Consider the following 20,032-nt stretch of genomic DNA (forward strand, 5'->3'; position numbering starts at 1 on the left):
GCCCGATAGATTTTTGCCATCCAGGGTGGGGCTCGCCCCACCCTGGATGAAATGCTACGCATCCCATGGATGTCGCGCTTCAAATCGAAACCGCCCCGGCTGAGTGTCGCGCATGGACCGCGCTGGACGGCCGAGCACGCCTGACGGATGAAGGTCGACCTCGAGTATCTGCGCAGCCTCACGATCGAGACCTTCGACGCCGCCCGGCACGACCGGGCGGCGTTCACGTGCGGAGAGGAGCGCATCGACAATTTCCTCAAGATCACGGCATCCAGATACGTCGCCGGCGACGTCGGCCGCATCTACGTTGCGACCGAGAAGGATGGCGGACGCCTCGTCGGCTTCTACGCCGTCAATCCGCACGCGATTGATGCATGCGAGCTCGAGGCGTCGATGATCAAGCGGCTGCCCCGCCTCGATCGCCTCCCCACCTTCTACCTGTCGATGATTGGCGCGCACGTCGACACGCGGAGCAAGGGGGTCGGCAGCTACCTGCTCGCCGACGCGCTCAAACGCTGCATGCGGATCAGCGACAAGGTAGGCGGCCGCTTCGTCGTTCTCGACGGCATCAGCGACAGGACCGCACAGCTATACGGTAGGTACGGGTTCGTCCCGCTGCCGAGCATTCCGGGTCGGATGGTCGTCAGCATGGCCAAGCTGAAGGCCAACGAAGCCGCACGGTTGGAGCGTCGTGATCCGACTGCAGGCGCAGCCGCGACCTGATCCGTCCGTTCGAACCGATGCCGCTCAGGCAAGCGATTTATGACCGCCTTGGTCCGGCGGTGGTTGCCAAGGCGTCGGTGCCGGGCGTCACGGTCCGGGAGCTGTCGCAGCGGCTCGGCATCGCAGAAAGCCTCATCTACAACTGGCGGTCGACGCAGCGAAAGGCGGCGAGCATCGCCAGTCCGCGTCGCCGCCATGCGTTTGATCGCCGCCAGTGTGGGTGCAGCATCCTCAGATATATGAATTGTGCATAGCCCAGGCGCAGCAACAAGCCAACGTCCTACATTAGCCGATGCAATTTGGGACAATGTTGATGGCCGAACAGTTCCTCTGATGAAAACTCGAACCCAACCACGTCAATATTTGCGCCAGTCCATTAGTTGCATCGAAGGCTCCTTTACGTTGAACCACCCCCGAAATACATTATATAGCGGGCGCAAATTATTCACGAACAAGCATGCGATCCCTACTCATCAAGATGTTGAGATTGGCCACAGGTACGGCTAGCGGGATCTGAAGGCACATTTTTAAATTAAGAACTTGCACCTCCCGAACGTGTCACGCTTCTTCTAGACAGCCGAGCATTTAGACGCAGTTACCCCAAAGACTGGGTTGACCCCGGGGTCGGACGTGTCGCGATTGTCGCGTACCATCATAGCGGCGACCTCATGGATCAGAAGCGGCGGCGCGAAACGCGCTGAGATGAGTGGCTGGTACTGGTAAGCAATCTCTACGAACATTGCCGGACTGCCTTGTAGGGCAACGATCCGCGCATTCGGTGGCCCCATCCCGGTGACGTTGGCGTTCCCCTTGCCCTCGCCCTCGCGACCGTATGACGAAGGAAACACGAGAGCACCGTAGCAGCGCTGCCAATGCAGATATTGACCGCGTGGCGGAGCGGAGTCCACCTCAAGACTGGTCAAGATCACGCGACCGTTCCGCTCCAAATTGAGAGAGCCACTTTGAAGATTGGCCCCCATGAACAGGTCGCCAATCTGCTGCTCATCGATCTGTGTCTGAACAGAGTTGAAAGTACCGATCCGTGCAGCATTGTCCGATACTTGCAAAGCAAGCTGGCTTATCTGTTGCCTGACGATACAATAATTCACGTACTCAAAGATCGACACCGTCAACAAAAGCAGAAGTGGAAGGCAAATCGCAAATTCCAGAAAGGCCACGCCCCGTCGGTCTGCGGCCAATACCCTTGTGCATGATGGGATAACTTTCATGAGCAGAGCCTCGTTGGCGGATCCGCCTGTTGATCGTACGGCTGGTTCCGGATCAGGGTCTTGGCGGTAAGCACCGTCTTCGGCGTACCGGCAAGCAAGCCCGCAGGTCCGATCCGATCGTATCGCACCGTCGCTTCCAGCAGTACGACGTCCTTCGCGCCGCCTCTGCCCGCTACCGAGCCATCGATGTCCCACGTTCCGTTACGATTGCCATCGACATACGCCTCACCATTGTCGCAGCGGCCGTTGTGGTTCGCGTCGTTATATTCCTCGCCGGAAAGCGCCACATAGCGATAATCGTGGAAACTTCGGGCGCTCAACGACACCTGCGCGCTCGGTATGATCTGGCGCACCGTCGCGGAGACGCTGTCCGCGATCGCGTTCTGCCTTGTCGATGAATTGGCACCTTCCAGACTAAGGTCACGCGCGGCCTTTTGCAGCGAGCCGATCAGCGCCGATCGCACGTACATCGTGTGCCCAATTTCGAGACCGCCAATCAGCATGAGCAGCAGGATTGGGACCACGAGCGCGAACTCGATCACTGTCGCACCACGCGTCGACCCGATCAGCGCCGCCGGCGATATCACCATCATCGTGTCAGCCTCAGCTGCGCGATCTTCGCGGCGATCTCCGCAAAGGTGTCGTTGAGCTGCTGACTGCTGTTCGCCTCAAAGGCGCGACCTTGCGACGCACAATCCCGCAACAGCGGGGTCAGCGCCGTTCCGAACGCGATCACCCAGACGGTGATGCCCTTCTGGTTCTTCGCAATCGAGCAATAGCGTAAAAGCCGCTCCTCGACGATCTGGTCCTGCTGACTATCGCTCGGCGTCGAGGCCTTGTCGGTCCGCCGGCGGTCAAGCGCCGACAGACCATAGGCTTCGTAATCCTGTATGTGGCTGTCGGTGGCGCCGTCGGTCATCAGGATGATGTTGCGGGCGATCGAGCCGCCGTCGGCCGCATTACCGTTCTCGCTGGCGAACAGACCCTCCCTGGAGATGAGGCGCAGCCCCCATAGGAAGCCGATGTCATGATAAGTCCGGCCGCGCGTCAATAACCCGTCGAGATAGCTTTTTACCACGCCTGCCGTCAGCCCGCCCTCCTTACTTTGAAGCTTGCGCGCCGGACTTGGACAGGCCGCTTGGCTGTTCAGATAGCTCGACAACCGGACGTAGGAGTTCGTGGTGTTGAAATCGGAAACGTCCCAGCCTTTCGGGGTATCAGGCTTATAGTCTGTCACGCGTCGTGCAAAAACCAGCGCCGGCAATGTCGGACGCCACTGCGTGTCCGGATTGGCGGGATTTGGCACTTGATCGACATCCATGTCCCAGGCGGTGCCGGTCTCGCCGGGACGCAGGGTCGTACGCTCCTCAATGCAAGCGTTCGCCGCTGTCCACGAAACTTTCTGTTCACTCCCGTACGTATTTGATCCAGTCGGGGCATTGACATTGGGCATTGAAACGTTGCTTGCACCCGCCATCAGGCCGTTGGCAGCCGAGCCTTTGAAGGCCGATACGGGATATTTGACAGCCTTATACCAGAAGTAATTGCGCGTTGTGTAGATTGGTTCGCCGGCATTGGGGTTGGCAGTGATCGTCTGCGTCTGTTGCTGATCGGTGGTATCGTTGCTCGTCTTTGTGATGACGCACTGACCATTATTGTTCACGCTGGCCGAGTAGGTTTCGCCACCATAGGTCCGATAATTGGTACGGCTTCGGGGTAGCGCCGTGTCGGACGGGCTCCAGGCTGTGCTTGACGCATTTGTTGTTTTATCGTTGTTTGCCGGCGCAATGCAGTTTTCCGGATCGCCGTAGTAGGTATAAATCGTCTTGTTCGTGGCTGGCGTCCAGGTCGTACTGCTGCTGTTTGTCGCCCCCTGCTTGCCAGTTTCTTCCTGCGCCTGCCGGTCAAACTGACGGGACTGATAGGTCCAATCGTCCACGATCCACTCGCGCCTGAGCAGCATGCCGACGTTGACGGTATTGGAATAGGGCACGAAGCCATAGCGCACCTGCGTGCCGGCAAGCTTTGCCTGCTCCAGAGTATTGTAGAAGTTTAGCACCGCGGTGCGCAGGCCCGTGATCCGATTGCTCGAATCGCCGGGGTTGGTGTCGGTCATCGAGCCGGTGGTATCCAATACGAACATGACGTCCGTGTTTGGAAGCTGCAGCTGAGCGTCGCACGTCGTGCTAAGCGCAACTTGGCGGAAACCGAAGACACGCATGAGCGTCACTGGAACGACGGTCGAGGCGACGCCATGGACAATGACGTTCTCATCGACCGTCGGCGACGGAAATTGCGTATTTTGCGAGCCGTACCGACCAGGGGAAAAGTTCGCATTGAAGTAGGCGAGCGCGGTCGGATAAGTGGTGGGGGTGACGGCTGTACCCTGCATCGACTTGCGGAACGCCAGCACCCCTGCGTCGCAACCCTGCTGCATCCTGCTCTTGACCAGATAGATCCGGCCGAGGTCCAACGCACCGCCGCCCATGCCGAGCAGCAGCATAATGCCAAGAGCAGTCAGGATCATGACGTTCCCGCGCTCGTCTCGGGCTATACGAGCCAGGCTCCGGGGCAAGGACCGCGCCATGCTTTTCCTCAATCTACCGTTGGGATTGTTCCCCGGTTTCCAGCGACTTCCGCTTACGGTCGAATGGTTAAGCAAATGGCGATCCCCATTGATTTAGATCGCTGATCTTCCCTCGGTTTGACGGACACCGATGATAGGTTCTACGGAACCAGGAGGCGTATGATGGCGAATCCGGACGCTTACGGGCCATAAACGGGAGTCCGCGCTCCTGCGGGTGAGCCACGTCACGGGGTAATCACCTCGGATCCGTTTATGCGGGCGCGCTCAGCTGGGCTGATCTGCTTACAAAGCCGCTGCTTTGTCATCGGAGCAGAGGACCACCAGTTGCGAAAGCCGCGATGGTTTGATCCGGATCCCCTATGACGCCTCTTTCAAAACGACACGATTTCGTCCGCTCGCCTTGGCCTCGTACAGCGCACGGTCGGCGTTGCCATACAGGGCAACGAACGGTCCGCTGGCAGTACCATGAGCGACACCGATACTCACGGTCACTCCGGGGTGGATATCGTCATCGCTGGTGCCGATCTCCGCGCGTACGTGATCAGCGAACCGCTCCAGAGCATCCGCAGGAATGCCGCTGACACCGATCAGAAACTCCTCTCCGCCAAGTCGGCCGGCTAAACAGGCGTAGCGGTCTTCAAACGCGCGCAGGCGGGTGCTCAATCTGACCAGCACGGCGTCGCCGACCTCATGGCCGAACTGATCGTTGATACGCTTGAACCGGTCAACATCGATCAGCAGCAAGCCAAAGGGTATGTGATGCAGGTCGCCAAACGCCTGTTCGCAGCGACGCACAAAGCCCCGCCTGTTGAGGAGGCCGGTCAGGGCGTCACGCTCGGCCACTTCCGCCAGCGCCGCCTCCGACGCGATCGCAGCATCCCGCTCGGACCGCAACACGCCCAGGCGCCGCGTCGCCAGCGCCGAAAGGCAGATCGCCTGGAAAGCCGAGGCGAACAGCACCGCGATCTGGGCACCGCCACCAAAAAGGCTCGTATTGAAATCGAAAACCTGGGTTGCCCCCAGCACCATCATCGGGACCACCCAGGCGATGAGAAGATCGCTAGCGTCTGACTCACCCCGTCGGTGACCAATGACGAGCCCTGACCCGATCGCTGCGAGAATCGATAAGGTAAGGATTGTGAGGCCGGTACCGATCATCGCCAGATCCGCTCCAGGCACAGCCGACCACCCACCAAGTATGACGACAGCGATGGCGGCACCGGTGATTGCACGCCGTATCTGACTTGCGAACACGCCCTTCAGAACGCTGATCGCACTGAGGCTCGCGAGCAAGACCGCTAAGCAGGCAAGAACGGTGGCAAGCTGGCTGGTTGAAGTGCCGGCGATCTGCGGGAAAGCGAACAGAGCACCTTGCGACCAGACCACCCCCCAACAGACCATCATGGTTGCCCATAGCCCATGCCACAGGAAGAGCCGTCGGCGGACCGCAACGGCGAGAGCGAAATTGTAGAGGGCGGTAACCGCCAACAGGGCTACCGCCGCGCCGACCAGGGCAGCACATAGCTCGAACTGGTGAGACACCACACCGGCTGGAACGAGGCGAACCCGGAGCAACCCGTAACTCTGGAGACGGTCGATCTTCAGCCAGACACTGGTCAGCGGCGCTGTCCGCCAACGCGGCTGAAATTCGATCTGGCCACCAATCCGCCAATGATCCCCGAACGCTCCCCGGCGCACTTCCTGGATTTCACGTGATCCATCGGAAAACGCAAAGATCGCTTTCAGCTGGTCGAAACGGGTCGTGTGGACGAGCAGTGCAAGATGGTTGGGCGGGCTTCTCATCGGTAGCCGCAGCCACAAGGTCGCCTGCTCGTATCCCGCAGGTGTCCCTGCGCAATTGATTAAGGAGGGTGGTTGATCGCCTGCATCAGCGGGTCGAACGGCGAAACAGCTATTTACCGGGGGCGACGCAAGAGCTGGACAACCAATCGCGGCCACCATCAATAACACCGAGGCAAGCCGTACAACCTGCCCGATGGCACATTTGAACATCGAGCAACCCACGCATCGCAACCTCAATCCTGGGTTCGTGGCATGCAACCGAAATGGTATCAACTTTCTGATCGCCCGCCCTGTCGCCTGAGCAATCAGGGCGGTTTGTCCTAGGCCATGCTACCCAAAATATATCTCACTATGTGCCCAAAGACGCCGGTGGGTCTTCGCAAAAGTGGCAACATGCGAGACATTCGGAATTCAGAACATGTGCAACGCGAGTGATCAGAAATCGAGAGCCACGGCAGCAACGACGCTTCCGCCACGATCCTGACTTCTACGGCCGCGATAACAGGCATCGACCCACGCCAAGGAAACGGTGGCTGGTCCAGCGTGAGCGTCGGCCCCTAGCAGCCAGTCAAGCTTGGGGCTGCCGGTCACCGTGTTCACGCCTGTTTCACGACCCAGATGGCCTCGCACCGTGAAGGGCAATCCTGGCAGCGGTTTCTCCGCCTCGGTGAAAAGGTACAGGCCATCGCCATCGCCCAGTTCGGATTGGCGGGGGGTGTAGCTGATCCCGAACTTGATGGCCGCATCGCCAATGCCTTGGGCACCGGTCGCGTACAGCTCTGCGCTGCTGACCCCATCCGCACCCGGGTACAGGTACGAGATGATGCCGATGTCTACATCGACGCTCGTCACCTTCCTCCGATATCCCCCGTAGAAATCCAGTTCGGTATGAGCGCCCTCATACGCGGCAATGGTCGATCCCCAGGCTCCGGTATAGAAACCGGCGGGGCTGACGAGCTCGACCGATGCCTGGACGGCTGCACGACCCGCCGACTGGGTAATGCCACGCAGCCGGTAATCGCTGACTACCGAGGCATTCAGACTGATAGTGGGCTTGGTAACCTCCGTGGCCCTGCCGTCAGGAAGGGCATCAGGATCCCGGTTTGGACGGGGACCGGAGGCCTGTCCCAGTGCGGCAGGGTCCGGCGCGGTTGCCGCAGCGGCTATGACGACAGGTTTGGCGTCAAGCATCAAGCGACCTCGAGCTGACAGAGGAAGCGCTGGATGTCGTCACCGAGGTCGGACAGGGTACTCGACAGATCGACGACCGCTGCGTCCATCTGGTCGGCTGCGGCATGACCAATGGCAATTGCCGAACTGGCGCTGGTGACCGCAGCGGCGGTTGCCCGGCTCTCGTCAGCAACTGCTTCAATGCTACTACGGATCATCAGAACACCATCGACTTGACGGTGGACTGCGGTTGCGATCACGCCGGAGGCTGCTTCCGTTCGGCCCAGCGCTGCCACGATCGTATCGACGGCGGTCGAGGTGGTGATCGTCTGCGTACGAAGCAGGTCGAGCTGCCTGGCAACCTGATGGGTCAACGCAGCCGTATGATTGGCGAGGGCCTTCACCTCGTTGGCGACAACTGCGAAACCTGCCCCCGCCGGCCCCGAGCGTGCCGCCTCAATGCTGGCATTGAGCGCCAGAAGGTTCGTCTGCTTCGAGACGCGATCGATGGCATCGACCACGGTTTCGATTTCACCCAGTGCCCTGGCAAGCGCAGTGACGCTGGTGCCGACTTGCCGACCGTCGCAACTCGCACGCTTCACCTCGCTGAGCGCAAAGCCAGTCGTGTGCTGGATGTCCTGGCCTGCTTCGGCGATGGCGGCCGCCTTGGGTACCAGTTCCGTCATGTGCTGGTCGGTCTGGGCTGCCGCGCTAGTAGCCACTGTCACCAGCTCCTGAAGCCCGCCAGCCTGCTCGCGAACGCGCTTCGAGGCGGTGCCAAGGACCCGGCCCTGGTGCCGGATCGTCTCGATAGCTGGCCCGAGCCGCTGTTCCAGCCGGGCTTTGGCGTCGATCAGGGCAGCCTGTCGAGCGGCTCTCAGCCGGTCGTTCAGTTCGGCATTCTCACGCCGCACTTCGTCAACCGTCGTTTCCAAGCGTACGCGTGCCGCGGCGTCGGCATTCGCAGCATCAGCGCGGGCCAGGGTGAGTGCGTCCAGTGCATCTCGGGCTTCATTTGCGTCGGCAGCGGACCTTAGCATCGCGGCTTCGGTCTGTTCGATGGCACGGCGACAATGACGCAGGATACGAACCCCGATCAACGCCAGCCCAAGCATGATGAACAGCAGGATCGGCAGGGCGATGTCGCGCAGCGCCGTGCCGGGATGTTGCGGCGTCCAGACCAGATCGCCGATGAACGCCCCGTCGTAACCCTTGAGTTCGACCCTGCCCAAGCCGCTCTCTGCAGATGCGTGAAACGGCAGGAAGCGCATGTCGGCAAGACGACGGTCAGCGCCAAGCGTAGCGATCTGATCCGGTGTCAGCACGTCGATAAACAGGAGGTATGAAGCGGGACCGGCGGGAAGCTTCACCTTACCCGGATCGGGGATGATCGCGGCAATGCTGAAGACGGCGGGCTGGTCGCCGATACGGATCAGGCCCCGGCGTCGATGATCCTCTCCTACCGGTTTTTCCCTCAGCTCCGCGATAGCCTTTCTCAAGGCTGGGCCCATCAGCGTGAAAGGGTCGAGCTTGGCCTGGTGGTTACGATCGCTGGCGTAGATCGTTCGGTCGTGCGCATCGATGACAAAGCTGTGCTCATAGCCTTGGGTATGAAACAGGTAGGGACCGATGTTATCGTCGGCCCACTCACCATCCATCGACAGCACGAGCTTGGCTACGGCGTCATCCCATGTCGCATAATCGCTCTGGTTCCGCACCATGAAGTCGAGCCGATTGGAGATGACCAGCTGCGCGAGCTCGGTTTCGCGAGTAGCCTCTTGGGCGTCGGATTGGACCGTCAACCAAATCAACAACGTGACCATAATGAGGCCGGCAGCCGCCATTGCCGCCGATAAAGGATACACAAAATTGCGTCGGTAGCTCGGCAATGAGGCGTGAGACCCTTCTTCCCTTCTGACGCTCTGAGCCGATTGCATCATACTGACTTAGGTTGAGGTCGTTAAGGCCCGACTAACCGCGAGACGAGGCATTGTCCGAGGATGGCTTCATCGCCGAGGTGATCGAGGATCACGACCTACGTCGCATCAACGGCGTGTTGAGTTTCGGCTTCGTTCGTGAGGCGCTGGCGGCGCGTTATAGCCCGGACGGACGACCCTCGATCGACCCGGAACTGATGCTCAGGATGCTGTTGATAGCCGCCATTTCGAAGCGCAGCTTCTCCTTGCTCGAAACGACGACGTCATGGGAGAGCGGCGTTCCGTCCGCGCCCGCATAGCCGGTCGCAGCCCGATCCGAATAGTTGCTGCACGATCAATGATCGCGAGGAACGAACGCTCCTGGTCCAAAAGGTCGGCAGGAGGTGGTTCGATTGGCACGCCCCGATCGGTCCGGTACGACCGTCGATACCTTGTACGTCGGACAGGACCGCCGTCAGGCAGTGCTGTTCCACATGCTGCAGAACTATCAGGGCCGCGATCATCTGCCCGCGATCCAGCTACGCGGGCTTGATCCCGATCGCCGCTACACGGTGCGCGTCGCAGGCGGCGGCGACGTGCCCGCCGGCATCCCGAAGAGTGCACCAGGCGCGTGGTGGATGGCACAAGGCGTCGTCATCCCACTTCGCGGTGATTTCCACGGTATCGCGCTGATCCTTGACGGGGGATAGCGCCCTTGCGGCCGCGGCAATTGATATGGCGTTGTTCGGCTAACTGACACGTTCCCGCCGACGAAGGGCGATCGAGACGACCGGGGCATTCCCATTGGATGCAAACGGAGCCCGGAACGCATTGTCATCGCGCCCGCGCTGCCGGAATATGGAGCGGATCAGCGGGGGCGGAGCGACATGGCGCACAGGCGAGGCATCACGCGAGCGTTCCTCTGGCTGGCCATTCTGGCGGGCGGGCCGCTGCTGGGCGCGAAGCTGTTCGATCTTGTCGTGCTGGCCGGCGCGTGGAGCGCGCATCCACCCGCGTCGCTTGCGATGATGCCCTATGGAAAGGCGTGGCCGGTCGATACCGGCGTCTTCTTCATCCCGTTGTCGGCCGCGATGCTGTTGGCAGGTTTCGGCGCGCTGGTCGCGGGATGGCGCACGCCTTGGCGCTATCGCTGGCTGCTTTGCCTACCGTCGATCGGCATCCTGTTGCTGCTGATCCTGACGGTGGTCGCCTTCTGGCCGATGAACGAGGCGCTTTACTATCACGGCATCGACTCGCCGAAGGACACCATCACCGATGCGCAGTCGGTTGCGATGGCGCAGCGCTGGGTCGCCCTCGACTGGGTCCGCGTCGCGGGCGCTACCGCTGCCTTTGTCGCGCCGTTGCGGGCGTTGACGCTGCCCTGGCCGCAGGAGGTGGCGCGCCAGGATCCTCCGCTGGTGCGTGCGCTGCTCGCGCTTGTCCTCGTCGGCGTGGCGGGCTTTGTCGTCTGGTTCGTCCGAAACCTCTGATCCACCGGTCGTTCGTCAGCAAGCCGCATACATGGCTTGCAGGCAGGGCCCATTTCATCGCTGAGAGTCTCGCCCTGCCGCTCAACGATAGGCGGCAAGGGTCAGGCCGCCTATTGCTCGCAGCATGCCGGCTTGCGCGACCAGTACGTCGGCGCGCGCGCGCGCCACATCGAGCTGCGCACCGCGATAGCTCTGGTCCGCGATCAGGATGTCCACCGTCGAGCGCAGGCCAAAGCCATATTCTGCGCGCACGCCGCGCAGTGCGAGGTCAGCGGCTTTCAATCCGGCGACCCCCGCTTCCAACCGAGCGCGGGCAGCGATCAGCGCCGCCCAGGCCGCATCTGTGTCGCGCTCCGCCTCGCGCGTGGCGGCATCGACGGCGAAGCGGTCCGCACGCCAATTCGCCCGTGCCTCCCTCACGCGCGACCCGACAAAGCCGCCGGTCAGCAGCGGGATGCGCAGCGTCAACCCGACATTGCTCGCGAGCGGGAACCCGCCTTGCGCATCGCCAATCCGCGTTCCGCGCCCGTATCCGCCAGAGGCGTCCAGTGCTGGCGACCCTTCCGCCCGCGCGGCATCAATCCGCGCGGCACTGGCGCCGAGCGCACGACGCTGCGCAAGCAGCAGCGGATTGTTCTCCGCCGCGACGCCGCGCGCGTCGCTTAGCGTGCGCGGCAGGTCCGGCCCGGTGCCGTCCGCGGGCGCCGTCAGCGTGCCAGCCACGCGCCCGACGATCGCGCGATAGCCGGCCTGGGTGGTCGCCAGTGCCCCCTCCGCATCGGCGAGATTCGCGGCGACGCTAGCGCGCTGTGCCTCCAGCTGCGCCACGTCGGTCAGCGTCGACTGACCGAGCCCGAAACGCGCGCGCGCCTCCTCGACCTGCTGGTCGAGCCGCTCGATCCCGACGCGTGCGACTTCCACCGACTGCTGGTTGAAGAGCAGGGCGGCATAGACCTGCACCACCTGTTCCAGCACCGCCTGCTCCGTATCCCGCAGCCGCTCGCGCCCAGCCGCTACGTCACCGGTAGCGGCACGCACCGCGGAGGGGACGCGTCCGCCGGTCCAGATCGGCAATGTCGCCGCCACCACGCCCGTCGCAGTTCGGCCATAGCCGAGGTCGTCATACCCTGCGCCCCCCGTGGCTGCGGCGGTGAGGCGACCGGCGGCACGCGCCTGCTCGGGGGCTTCCGCGAGCGCCTCCTGCCGCGCGCGGGCCGCGGCGAGCGCGGGATTGCTCGCCCAAGCCTCCGCCAGCGCCTCGCGCAGCGTTTCGCCCGAGGCCGGCGCGGCCAGCGTCAGCGCGGCCGTCATTAGCAGCACGCGCCTAGTCATGGCGCAGCGCCCAGGCGGGCGCCGCGCGACTGGCGCGCAGCGACTGGCCGAGCACGGTCAGCACCGCGATGACGATCGCCAGCGCGCTCGCCCCGAGGAAGTAGACCGGCGAGAGTGTCACGGCGTCGCTGAACCCGGCCAGCCACGTCCGCATCGCGAAATAGGCGAGCGGCCATGCGACGAGATTGGCGATCAGCACCGGACGCAGGAACTGTCCGACCAGAAGTTTGACGATATCCCCCGACGACGCGCCCAGCGTCTTGCGAATACCGATTTCTTTCGTCCGGCGCGCGGTGTTGAAGGACGCAAGACCCCACAGGCCGACGCACCCGATCAGCACCGCCAGTCCCGCGCCGATCGCGAAAAGGTGAGTGGCGCGATCGTCGGCTTCATAGAAATCGGCGAGGCGTTGATCGGCGGTTTTGAGTGCCAGCGGCACCTGCGGCACCATATGCTGCCAAAGGTTCGCCACGTTTTTGACCGCGCTGCGCGGGTCGCCGGCGACGCGGATCGTCGCGACCGACGTGCCGATTGTCTCCGGCTTGCGCGTGTAGATGTAGTAAGTGGGGGCGATCGGGTTTCGCGGCGTGTCGAAGCGCATGTCATCGACCACCCCGATGATGGTGCGCGGTCGATCGCCGCCCAGCGTCTTTCCGATCGCCTCCTGCGGCGTCCTGAACCGCAGCGTGGACACCGCCCGGCGATTGATGACGATGTTCGTGCCATCCGCCCCCTTGCGACCGGTCGTGTCGTCACCGCCATGGGCGTCGTCGAACCAGCGCCCGGCGAGCAACCGCGTGCCATGCGTCTCGAAGAAACGTGGGCTGACCATCACCCAGGTGAGCGACGGTCCCTGCCCGGCGACGCCGGGCAACGGCATATTGGTGTTGTTGCTCTCTCCACTGCCCCCGACCGCAGCGTTGGCGATGGTGGCATCCTTCACCTGCGGCAAGGCGCGGATCGCGGCGAGGATCGTGTTCTTGCGATCGACCGGCACCGCCGGGTCCGACAGGGAGCTCAGCACGAGCAGCGCGTCGCGTTGAAAGCCGAGATCGGTCGAACGGACGTGCCGCGTCTGCGCGACCAGCACCGCCGTGCCGATCATGAACGCGATGGCCAGCCCGAACTGTCCGATCACCAGCAACTCGCGGACGCGGGTGCCCGCCCGCCCACCGCCGGGTGAGCGTGATGAGGCCAGAACCGCTGCCGCCGGAAAGCGCGCCAGCATCAGTGCGGGATAGACCCCTGCCAGCACGCCGACGACGATGGCGAGCACCGCCAGCGCCGGTATGATCACACCGTAGGGGATCGTAAGCGACAGGCCGCCCGCGGCATTGACCAATGGCAGCCCCAGTTCCGCGAGGATCAGCCCGACGAGCGCGGCGATCGCCACGGTCAGCACCGCCTCACCGAGGAATTGCCGCACCAGTGCGGCACGGTCGGCGCCGAGCACCTTGCGCATCGCCACCTCGCGGGCGCGCAGCCCGGCACGAGCGGTGGCGAGATTGACGTAATTGACCACCGCGATCAGCAGCGTCAGCAGGCCGACCAGCCCCAGGGTGACAACGGTCAGCTTGCGGCTCCCGCCATCGCTGCCTTCGGGTGTCAGGTGCAGATCGGTCAGCGGCAGCAGCTTGAGATGCTGGGTGTCCGACGGCCTGGTTCCCGGCTCCGCCAGCTCTTTCCCCCGGCGGTCGACGAAGGCGGGCAGCTTACCCTCGAATGCGCGCGCGGCAGATGGTGTGTCGAAGCGAACCAGGGTGCGCAGCGATGCGCTGCCCCAATGGTGCCAATATTGGTTGGCCATGTCGCGGGTGAGCGGCACCAGCACCGAAAGTTTGAAATCGCTGTTCTTGGGAAGGTCGCGAAACACGGCGCTGACGCGATAGGTGCGGACCTTGTCCATCGACAGCACCAGCGTCTGCCCAATCGGATCGCGATCGCCAAAATAGGCGCGCGCGGTCGTTTGGTCGATCGCGGCGTTCCCAGGCTGTGCCAGCGCGGAGGCTTGGTCGCCGGAGACCAGCGGCAGCGGCATCACCTTGAAGAAGCTGGCATCGACCTGCGCCGCATCCACCGTCGTCGCGCGGCCGCCGGCAAGGATGGCACCGCCCTTGTCGCCGCCGTTGATCTGGGTGCCGACGATGCCGGGAAAATCCTCTCGCATCTCGTCGAGCAATCCGCCCATCGTCCAGGGATAGGGGCCGTTCGCCGGGCTCTCCGGGATGGTCCACACCGTCTGCACAACGTAGACCTTGTCGTGGCCGGGCAGCCACTTCTCGAAACCGGTCTCAAATCGCACATAGAGTCCGAGCACGAGGAACACCGCGATCCCGACGGCAAGGCCGCCGATGTTGAACGCGGCATAGAGCCGGTGTCGTACCAGCGCGCGGTAAAAGGAGGTGAAGGCGGAGGCGTTCATCGGACGGGCTCCCTTCAGATCGCGCGCGCGGCGGATGCGACGATGCGACCGTCGAGCATGTCGATGCGGCGCTTCGCCATGTCGGCGTGGCTGGGCGAGTGCGTGACCATCACGATCGTCGTCCCGGCGTCGTTCAGGCCGGTGAGGATGTTCATCACCTGCTCCCCATTGGCGAGGTCGAGGTTGCCGGTAGGTTCGTCCGCAAGGATCAGCTTCGGCTCGCCGACGATCGCGCGAGCGATGGCGGCGCGCTGCTGCTGACCGCCGGACAATTGATGCGGGAAGTGGCGGGCGCGGTGCGCAATGCCGACCTTGTCCATCGCCGCCGCGACGCGCGTGCGGCGTCCTCCGCCTTTGGCCGACACGTCGCTGCGATAGGCGAGGCCGAGCGCGACATTCTCCTCGATCGTCAGCTCGTCAATCAGGTTGAAGCTCTGGAACACGAACCCCAGCGTCGTGCCGCGGAACCGTGCCAGCGCCTTTTCGTCGAGTGTCGCGAGATCCTGGTCGCCAAACAGATAGCGCCCCGCGCTCGGCCGATCGACGGTGCCCAGCGTGTTGAGCAAGGTGGACTTTCCGCAGCCCGAAGGACCCATGATGGCGAGGAACTCGCCGCGTTCGACATGCAGGTCGATATCGGCCAGCGCAATGGTCTCGACCTCGTCCGAGACATAGTGGCGCTGGATATTCTCCATGCGGATCATGTGCTTGGTTCCCCTACCGGATGTTCAGGATATCGCCCTTCACGGACGAGGTATTGCTGGTGACGATGCGCTCGCCGGGATTGAGGCCGGACACGATCTCGACCTGTTCGGGATTGCGGCGGCCCGTCCGGACCGCGCGGCGGCGGGCATGCACGCCGTCCGCGTCGAGGACGAAGGCCGAGTTGCCTCCCCCCGCCTCCAGCCAGCCGCCGACCGGCGCCACGACCGCGTTGCTCGCGGCGCCGAGTGTGATGCGCAGGTCGAGCGTCTGGCCGCGGTTGAGCCCCGAAGGCGGCGCGCGGTCGAACGTCAGCTCGACCCGGAAGCGGCCTTCCTTCACCGCCGGCAGCACCTTGGAGACGGTCAGCACGACGCCCTCCGCGGTCCTGGCCTTTTGCCCGACCGCGACGCGGCCGAGGAAGAATTCGTCGACGTCGGCCTCAAGCTTCCATGAGCCCTCGCTGTCGACCTGCCCCGCCGGATCGCCGGGCTTCAGCGTCTGGCCGGGCTGCAGCGTGAAATTGGTGAGCCGCCCGCTCGCGGGCGCACGGACCGTCAGCGTCGCCAACCCGGCGCGCACCGCGCTCAGATTTCCCGCGAGCCGGCGCTGCGTCTCGTCCAATCTTGCCGATTGCGTCGAGGTAATGCGCGCCTCGGTGGCGCGCCCGGTGCGGAGCTGCTCCAGACGCCGCTCCTGATAGGCGGCTTCCTCCGCGAAGCTCTTGACCCCCGCGTCGGACAGGAACCCCTTGTCGTGCAGTTGCTGTCGGATGCCGAGGTCGCGGCGCGCCTTGATGAGGTCGTATTCGGCCTGCGACACCTGCGCCGCGCGGTCGAGCCGGTTGCGCTCGATCCCCATGCCCTCGCTGGCGACGCCGCCGAGCTGGCTCGCGATCTGTGCCTCGCGCGTCAGCACGTCCAGCCTCAGCGTCGGATTGGCGAGCGTCGCGAGCGGCTGCCCCTCCCCCACCATTGCGCCGTCCTGCGCCAGCAGTTTCTCCACCTGCCCACCCGACAGGACGCCGACCAAAGTGGTCAACCGGGGGGCGACGGTGGCGCGCACCGGAAGATAATCGTCGAACGCGGCGCGCGTGACCTCGCCGGTGTCGACGTCCCGGGCCGAGATGTCGGTCGATCCGGCCGCCGGCAGCATCCACCACGCCGCCACGGCGACGAGCGCGACCGCCACCACGATCAGCACGCCGCGCTGCCGCCACCAACGCTTCGGCTTCTGTGCCACGCGCCGGTCCATTGCAGCACCGGAACCCGTGCCGGACGGGGCACTTGCGCCCATCTTCTGTTCGGTCATCATGGCCGCAGTGTCGCGCAGGTCGAGCAAAAACCCTAAGTCACTATGAATACAGACTTTTCTTCAAGAGACGCAGATAGTGTCCGTCCGGATACGGACACGGTGTTCGGAAATGGACACCCGAATGACGCGTCAAGCGGTCTCGCGATCCTGCTCGTCGACGACAACCGCCATGTCGCCGAATCGCTCGGGCTGGCGATGCGGCTCGCCGGGCATCGGCTCGCGCACGCCGAGGGGCCAGAGGCTGCGTTGTCGCTGCTGGCGTCGCGGCGCTTCGACGCGATCCTGCTCGACCTCAATTATTCGCCAGGCAAGACCGACGGCGCAGAGGGGCTGGCGCTCCTCACGCGCCTCCACGCCGAGGATCCCGCCGCGCGCATCGTGGTCATCACCGCGCACAGCGGCATCAGGATCGCGGTAGCGGCAATGCGCGCGGGTGCGAGCGACTTCGTGATGAAGCCGTGGCGCAATGCCGACCTCATCGCCACGCTGGAGCGGGTTGCGCGGCACACCGGTCCGGCCCCGACGCTTGCGCCTTTGGCGATGACAGATCAGCCGGCTCGCCTGATCGGCGAAAGCGACGCAATCGCCCGCGTCCGCTCCCTCATCCGGCGCATCGGCCCGACACCCGCCGGGGTCGTGGTGAGCGGACCCTCGGGCAGCGGGCGCAGCCTCGTCGCCGCCGCGCTCCACGCCGCCTCGCCACACGCCGCCGAGCCGCTGACGATCGTCGACCTGCGCGACGCTGCGTCATGGTCGGGGATTGCAGCGGCGCGCGGCACGCTGCTGCTGCGTCACCCCGATCGGCTGGGCGAGGTCGAGCAGGACCGCCTGCGTCACCTGTTGCCCGATGCGGCGCGCGGCATCGCGATCGCCGACCGTTCCACTGCGATCGCGCCCGCGCTCGCCCGGCGCATCGCCACGGTCGAGATTGCGGTTCCGCCCCTCGCCGCGCGCGGCGACGACGTGCTGATCCTGGCACGCCACTTCCTCCGGCTCGCCGCTGACCGCTACGGCCGGTCGGACATGCGCCTCTCCCCAGCCGCAGAAACAGCCCTCCGTGCCGCCGAATGGCCCGACGAGGTCCGCGGGCTCGCGACCGCGATCGAGCGCGCGGTGCTGCTCGGCGAGGGCGACACGATCCACGCCGACGATCTAGTCGCCACGTCTGCCCCGACCCCGCTCCCCGCACCGACGGCACGCTTCGACCTCGACGAGAACGAGCGCGCGATGATCGAGGCGGCCTTGCGCGAGCATCGCCACAATGTTTCGCATGCGGCCGCCGCTCTGGGGCTGAGCCGCGGCGCGCTCTACCGCCGCATGGCGCGCCATGGCCTTTGAGGGGCGCAGCCTCGCGACGACCGCATCGGGACTGGGCCTGGCGATCGGCGGCGGATTGCTGGTGCTGGCGTGGCAGGCGGGGCTTTGGGCCTCCACCGCTGGGGCGCTGCTGGTCGTCTTGTGGATCGTGGCGGCGAGCGGATGGGCAGCGATGCACCGTGCACCCGCGAAGGCCGCGATCCCCGCGGAACCGCTTGATCCCTTGTCCGTCCGCCTCCTGCTCGACCAGGTCCCTGTGCCGCTGGTGCGGGTCGATGCGGGCGACGCGCGCGCGATCAATCGCGCCGCCCGTACCTTGTTCGCGACTGACGAGCGCATCCTGCCCCTGCCGCCGGCGCTCGCCGATCCTACCGCGCGCGCAATGCGCCACGAGGGTCGCGGCCTGCGGATCGATGCGGTGGAGGGACGACGCGGGGATCGGCTTCTGGCGTTGATCGACGTCGAGGCGGAGGAGCGCGCCGCACAGGATCGCGCCGCCGACGAGATGATCGACATCCTAGGGCACGAACTTCTCAACGGCCTGTCGCCGATCGTGTCGCTGACCGATAGCGCGATCACTGCCGCGGCAGCGGGGCACCCGTCGCTGCCAGAGATCCTCGCGACACTCGCCCGCCGGATCGAGGGGCTGGAAGGATTTACCCGCGGCTATCGCGATCTCGCTCGCCTCCCTGCCCCCGTTCGCGGACCGGTGTCTCTCCAGGAATTCGGCGACGATCTCGCGCGGTTGTTCGCCGCGCGCTTCGGCCCGGACGTGACGCTGACCTGCGCGGTTTCGGGCAGGGCTAAAGCGGATGTGGATCGTGACCAATTGATGCAGGCGGTCTGGGCCCTGCTTCAGAACGGTGCCGAGGCGGCGGGCAAGGATGGTAGGGTCACGCTGTCGATCACCCATAGACCGACGGCGCTGACGATCCTGGTCGGCGACAGTGGTGCCGGTGTCGCGCCCGACGCTCGTACGCGAATTTTCCGTCCCTTCCACACCAGCAAGCCCGATGGTTCGGGGATCGGCCTCACACTCGCCCGCCGGGTCGCGCGCGCGCATGGCGGCGACGTGACGCTGGACGACGGCCACACGACACGATTCCGGCTGACAGCACCGCTCCTGTCGATCCTGGATAGGACGATCGCCGAAGTCGGTAATGCAGATAAAAAGCAGAGATATTTTGAAGCGGGCTGAAAACTCCTTTTCGATCAGACCCAGAGTCGGCCGTTCGTGCAGGGTTGAGCAGGAGGTGAAAGTGAACGTTGGTTCAGGCTGAACTGGCTGTTTTCAGGGCGTGGAGCAGGTGTCCCGACCGCGGCACGAAATCACCGGAATGGAAATGTGCCGTAACACCGTGACATACGGATGATCGACGGGTGCGGGATTGTGCCGGGGCGGCACCCCCGACCGCGATCAACACGAGTTTCGTCATGTACCTCACGTCGCGTATCCTGTCTTCGCCCACGCTCGACCGATCGCCGAGCGCAGCGTCCCCGACGGCGGCTATGGTGCCGGTTGTCGACAATCCGTTCGCACCCGAGTTGTTCATGACGGGAATCAGCGGCTTCGCGAATCTCGGCGGGGTGGTCGGCATCACGCTGGAAACCGCGCGCGCCGATCACAGCCATGCACAACCGCGCGTCGAGCGCATGGTCGTTGGGCGATTGCTGATGTCCATTGCGACGGCGCAGATGCTAGTCACCGCGCTCAACCAATATCTCGAGGCGCAAGGGCATAGCCCCTCCAAGGCGATTGCCGCGGACGCCACCTTCCAGTGATCCTCACCCTGGAACGCCGCGCGCCGTTCGCGCGGCGGGCGGCCGTGCGCCGGTCGTGGCGCGCGGCGCTGTTGCTGGTGAGCGGGATGCTGTCTCCCGCCGCCGCGATCGGACAGCCCCGGCCGGGCGGGGTGGCCGTCCCGGCGACGCCCGCCCGCACGATCACGTCGTTGCGCGTCGAGGGCACGCAGCGGATCGAGCCCGAGACGGCGCTGAGCTATACCAAGCTGCGGCAGGGCGACAGC

19 protein-coding genes are annotated in these 20,032 nt (G+C 64.4%); 9 read left to right on the forward strand and 10 right to left on the reverse strand.

What is annotated here, in order from left to right:
• Positions 1-147: 147 nt before the first annotated feature.
• Entirely contained in the window at positions 148-723 is a 576-nt protein-coding gene (locus ACI2JO_RS19625) for a GNAT family N-acetyltransferase (RefSeq protein ID WP_404722178.1), read from the forward strand.
• Positions 724-740: 17 nt separating this feature from the next.
• A complete protein-coding gene (locus ACI2JO_RS19630; protein WP_404722179.1) occupies positions 741-977 on the forward strand; it encodes a transposase in 237 nt (78 codons plus the stop codon).
• Between the two features lie 315 nt (positions 978-1,292).
• Here ACI2JO_RS19630 and ACI2JO_RS19635 read toward each other — a convergent pair whose 3' ends face one another.
• The 6 genes from ACI2JO_RS19635 to ACI2JO_RS19660 form a co-directional block, all read right to left on the reverse strand.
• Positions 1,293-1,901, reverse strand: a complete 609-nt coding sequence (locus tag ACI2JO_RS19635; protein WP_404722180.1) for a TadE/TadG family type IV pilus assembly protein — start codon at positions 1,899-1,901, stop codon at positions 1,293-1,295.
• 47 nt (positions 1,902-1,948) lie between these two features.
• The gene (locus ACI2JO_RS19640) at positions 1,949-2,545 is read right to left on the reverse strand and encodes a TadE/TadG family type IV pilus assembly protein (protein ID WP_404722181.1); all 597 of its coding nucleotides are present in this window, start codon (positions 2,543-2,545) and stop codon (positions 1,949-1,951) included.
• Entirely contained in the window at positions 2,542-4,479 is a 1,938-nt protein-coding gene (locus ACI2JO_RS19645) for a pilus assembly protein TadG-related protein (RefSeq protein WP_404722182.1), read from the reverse strand. The genes ACI2JO_RS19640 and ACI2JO_RS19645 overlap by 4 nt, the downstream gene beginning before the upstream one ends.
• Positions 4,480-4,896: 417 nt before the next feature.
• Entirely contained in the window at positions 4,897-6,552 is a 1,656-nt protein-coding gene (locus ACI2JO_RS19650; RefSeq protein WP_404722183.1) for a diguanylate cyclase domain-containing protein, read from the reverse strand.
• 225 nt (positions 6,553-6,777) lie between these two features.
• Positions 6,778-7,533: a TorF family putative porin gene (locus ACI2JO_RS19655; RefSeq protein WP_404722184.1), complete on the reverse strand. Its 756-nt coding sequence runs from the start codon at positions 7,531-7,533 to the stop codon at positions 6,778-6,780.
• A complete protein-coding gene (locus tag ACI2JO_RS19660) occupies positions 7,533-9,335 on the reverse strand; it encodes a CHASE4 domain-containing protein (protein WP_404722185.1) in 1,803 nt (600 codons plus the stop codon). The genes ACI2JO_RS19655 and ACI2JO_RS19660 overlap by 1 nt, the downstream gene beginning before the upstream one ends.
• Positions 9,336-9,502: 167 nt before the next feature.
• Here ACI2JO_RS19660 and ACI2JO_RS19665 point away from each other — a divergent pair, with 167 nt between their 5' ends.
• The 3 genes from ACI2JO_RS19665 to ACI2JO_RS19675 all read left to right on the forward strand — a co-directional run bounded on the left by ACI2JO_RS19665 (position 9,503) and on the right by ACI2JO_RS19675 (position 10,918).
• Positions 9,503-9,748: a hypothetical protein gene (locus ACI2JO_RS19665; protein ID WP_404722186.1), complete on the forward strand. Its 246-nt coding sequence runs from the start codon at positions 9,503-9,505 to the stop codon at positions 9,746-9,748.
• Positions 9,749-9,841: 93 nt separating this feature from the next.
• Positions 9,842-10,138, forward strand: coding sequence for a GH36 C-terminal domain-containing protein (locus ACI2JO_RS19670; RefSeq protein ID WP_404722187.1), 297 nt, complete (start codon positions 9,842-9,844; stop codon positions 10,136-10,138).
• A 177-nt stretch (positions 10,139-10,315) separates the two neighbouring features.
• Positions 10,316-10,918: a DUF1772 domain-containing protein gene (locus tag ACI2JO_RS19675; RefSeq protein WP_404722188.1), complete on the forward strand. Its 603-nt coding sequence runs from the start codon at positions 10,316-10,318 to the stop codon at positions 10,916-10,918.
• 81 nt (positions 10,919-10,999) lie between these two features.
• Here the strand turns inward: ACI2JO_RS19675 and ACI2JO_RS19680 are convergent, their stop codons facing one another.
• From ACI2JO_RS19680 to ACI2JO_RS19695, 4 genes are read right to left on the reverse strand one after another with little or no spacing between them, the layout of a single operon-like run.
• A complete protein-coding gene (locus ACI2JO_RS19680) occupies positions 11,000-12,250 on the reverse strand; it encodes a TolC family protein (RefSeq protein ID WP_404722189.1) in 1,251 nt (416 codons plus the stop codon).
• On the reverse strand, positions 12,243-14,672 hold the full coding sequence (locus tag ACI2JO_RS19685) for an FtsX-like permease family protein (protein WP_404722190.1): 2,430 nt from the start codon (positions 14,670-14,672) through the stop codon (positions 12,243-12,245). The genes ACI2JO_RS19680 and ACI2JO_RS19685 overlap by 8 nt, the downstream gene beginning before the upstream one ends.
• 14 nt (positions 14,673-14,686) lie before the next feature.
• On the reverse strand, positions 14,687-15,376 hold the full coding sequence (locus ACI2JO_RS19690; protein WP_404722191.1) for an ABC transporter ATP-binding protein: 690 nt from the start codon (positions 15,374-15,376) through the stop codon (positions 14,687-14,689).
• Between the two features lie 13 nt (positions 15,377-15,389).
• Complete coding sequence (locus ACI2JO_RS19695) at positions 15,390-16,616, reverse strand: efflux RND transporter periplasmic adaptor subunit (RefSeq protein WP_404722192.1); 1,227 nt, start codon at positions 16,614-16,616, stop codon at positions 15,390-15,392.
• 171 nt (positions 16,617-16,787) lie between these two features.
• On the opposite strand from ACI2JO_RS19695, the gene ACI2JO_RS19700 reads away from it, so the two are divergent.
• The 4 genes from ACI2JO_RS19700 to ACI2JO_RS19715 all read left to right on the forward strand — a co-directional run.
• On the forward strand, positions 16,788-18,026 hold the full coding sequence (locus ACI2JO_RS19700; protein ID WP_404722193.1) for a sigma-54-dependent transcriptional regulator: 1,239 nt from the start codon (positions 16,788-16,790) through the stop codon (positions 18,024-18,026).
• Positions 18,016-19,203, forward strand: a complete 1,188-nt coding sequence (locus ACI2JO_RS19705) for a sensor histidine kinase (protein WP_404722194.1) — start codon at positions 18,016-18,018, stop codon at positions 19,201-19,203. The genes ACI2JO_RS19700 and ACI2JO_RS19705 overlap by 11 nt, the downstream gene beginning before the upstream one ends.
• Positions 19,204-19,439: 236 nt before the next feature.
• Positions 19,440-19,787, forward strand: a complete 348-nt coding sequence (locus ACI2JO_RS19710) for a hypothetical protein (RefSeq protein WP_404722195.1) — start codon at positions 19,440-19,442, stop codon at positions 19,785-19,787.
• A partial coding sequence (locus ACI2JO_RS19715; RefSeq protein ID WP_404722196.1) for a hypothetical protein occupies positions 19,784-20,032 on the forward strand: 249 nt, incomplete at its 3' end. The genes ACI2JO_RS19710 and ACI2JO_RS19715, both read left to right, overlap by 4 nt.

The sequence above is a fragment of the Sphingomonas sp. NPDC079357 genome (assembly GCF_044901155.1).
GTDB lineage: Bacteria > Pseudomonadota > Alphaproteobacteria > Sphingomonadales > Sphingomonadaceae > Sphingomonas.

Excerpts from the sequence above, each read along its gene's own strand:
- ACI2JO_RS19710 (WP_404722195.1), top strand. The coding sequence starts at position 19,440 with ATGTACCTCACGTCGCGTATCCTGTCTTCGCCCACGCTCGACCGATCG.
- ACI2JO_RS19650 (WP_404722183.1), bottom strand. The coding sequence starts at position 6,552 with ATGTTCAAATGTGCCATCGGGCAGGTTGTACGGCTTGCCTCGGTGTTA.
- ACI2JO_RS19630 (WP_404722179.1), top strand. The coding sequence starts at position 741 with ATGCCGCTCAGGCAAGCGATTTATGACCGCCTTGGTCCGGCGGTGGTT.
- ACI2JO_RS19640 (WP_404722181.1), bottom strand. The coding sequence starts at position 2,545 with ATGATGGTGATATCGCCGGCGGCGCTGATCGGGTCGACGCGTGGTGCG.
- ACI2JO_RS19680 (WP_404722189.1), bottom strand. The coding sequence starts at position 12,250 with ATGACTAGGCGCGTGCTGCTAATGACGGCCGCGCTGACGCTGGCCGCG.
- ACI2JO_RS19690 (WP_404722191.1), bottom strand. The coding sequence starts at position 15,376 with ATGATCCGCATGGAGAATATCCAGCGCCACTATGTCTCGGACGAGGTC.
- ACI2JO_RS19675 (WP_404722188.1), top strand. The coding sequence starts at position 10,316 with ATGGCGCACAGGCGAGGCATCACGCGAGCGTTCCTCTGGCTGGCCATT.
- ACI2JO_RS19655 (WP_404722184.1), bottom strand. The coding sequence starts at position 7,533 with ATGCTTGACGCCAAACCTGTCGTCATAGCCGCTGCGGCAACCGCGCCG.
- ACI2JO_RS19645 (WP_404722182.1), bottom strand. The coding sequence starts at position 4,479 with ATGATCCTGACTGCTCTTGGCATTATGCTGCTGCTCGGCATGGGCGGC.
- ACI2JO_RS19660 (WP_404722185.1), bottom strand. The coding sequence starts at position 9,335 with ATGGTCACGTTGTTGATTTGGTTGACGGTCCAATCCGACGCCCAAGAG.
- ACI2JO_RS19625 (WP_404722178.1), top strand. The coding sequence starts at position 148 with ATGAAGGTCGACCTCGAGTATCTGCGCAGCCTCACGATCGAGACCTTC.
- ACI2JO_RS19685 (WP_404722190.1), bottom strand. The coding sequence starts at position 14,672 with ATGAACGCCTCCGCCTTCACCTCCTTTTACCGCGCGCTGGTACGACAC.
- ACI2JO_RS19705 (WP_404722194.1), top strand. The coding sequence starts at position 18,016 with ATGGCCTTTGAGGGGCGCAGCCTCGCGACGACCGCATCGGGACTGGGC.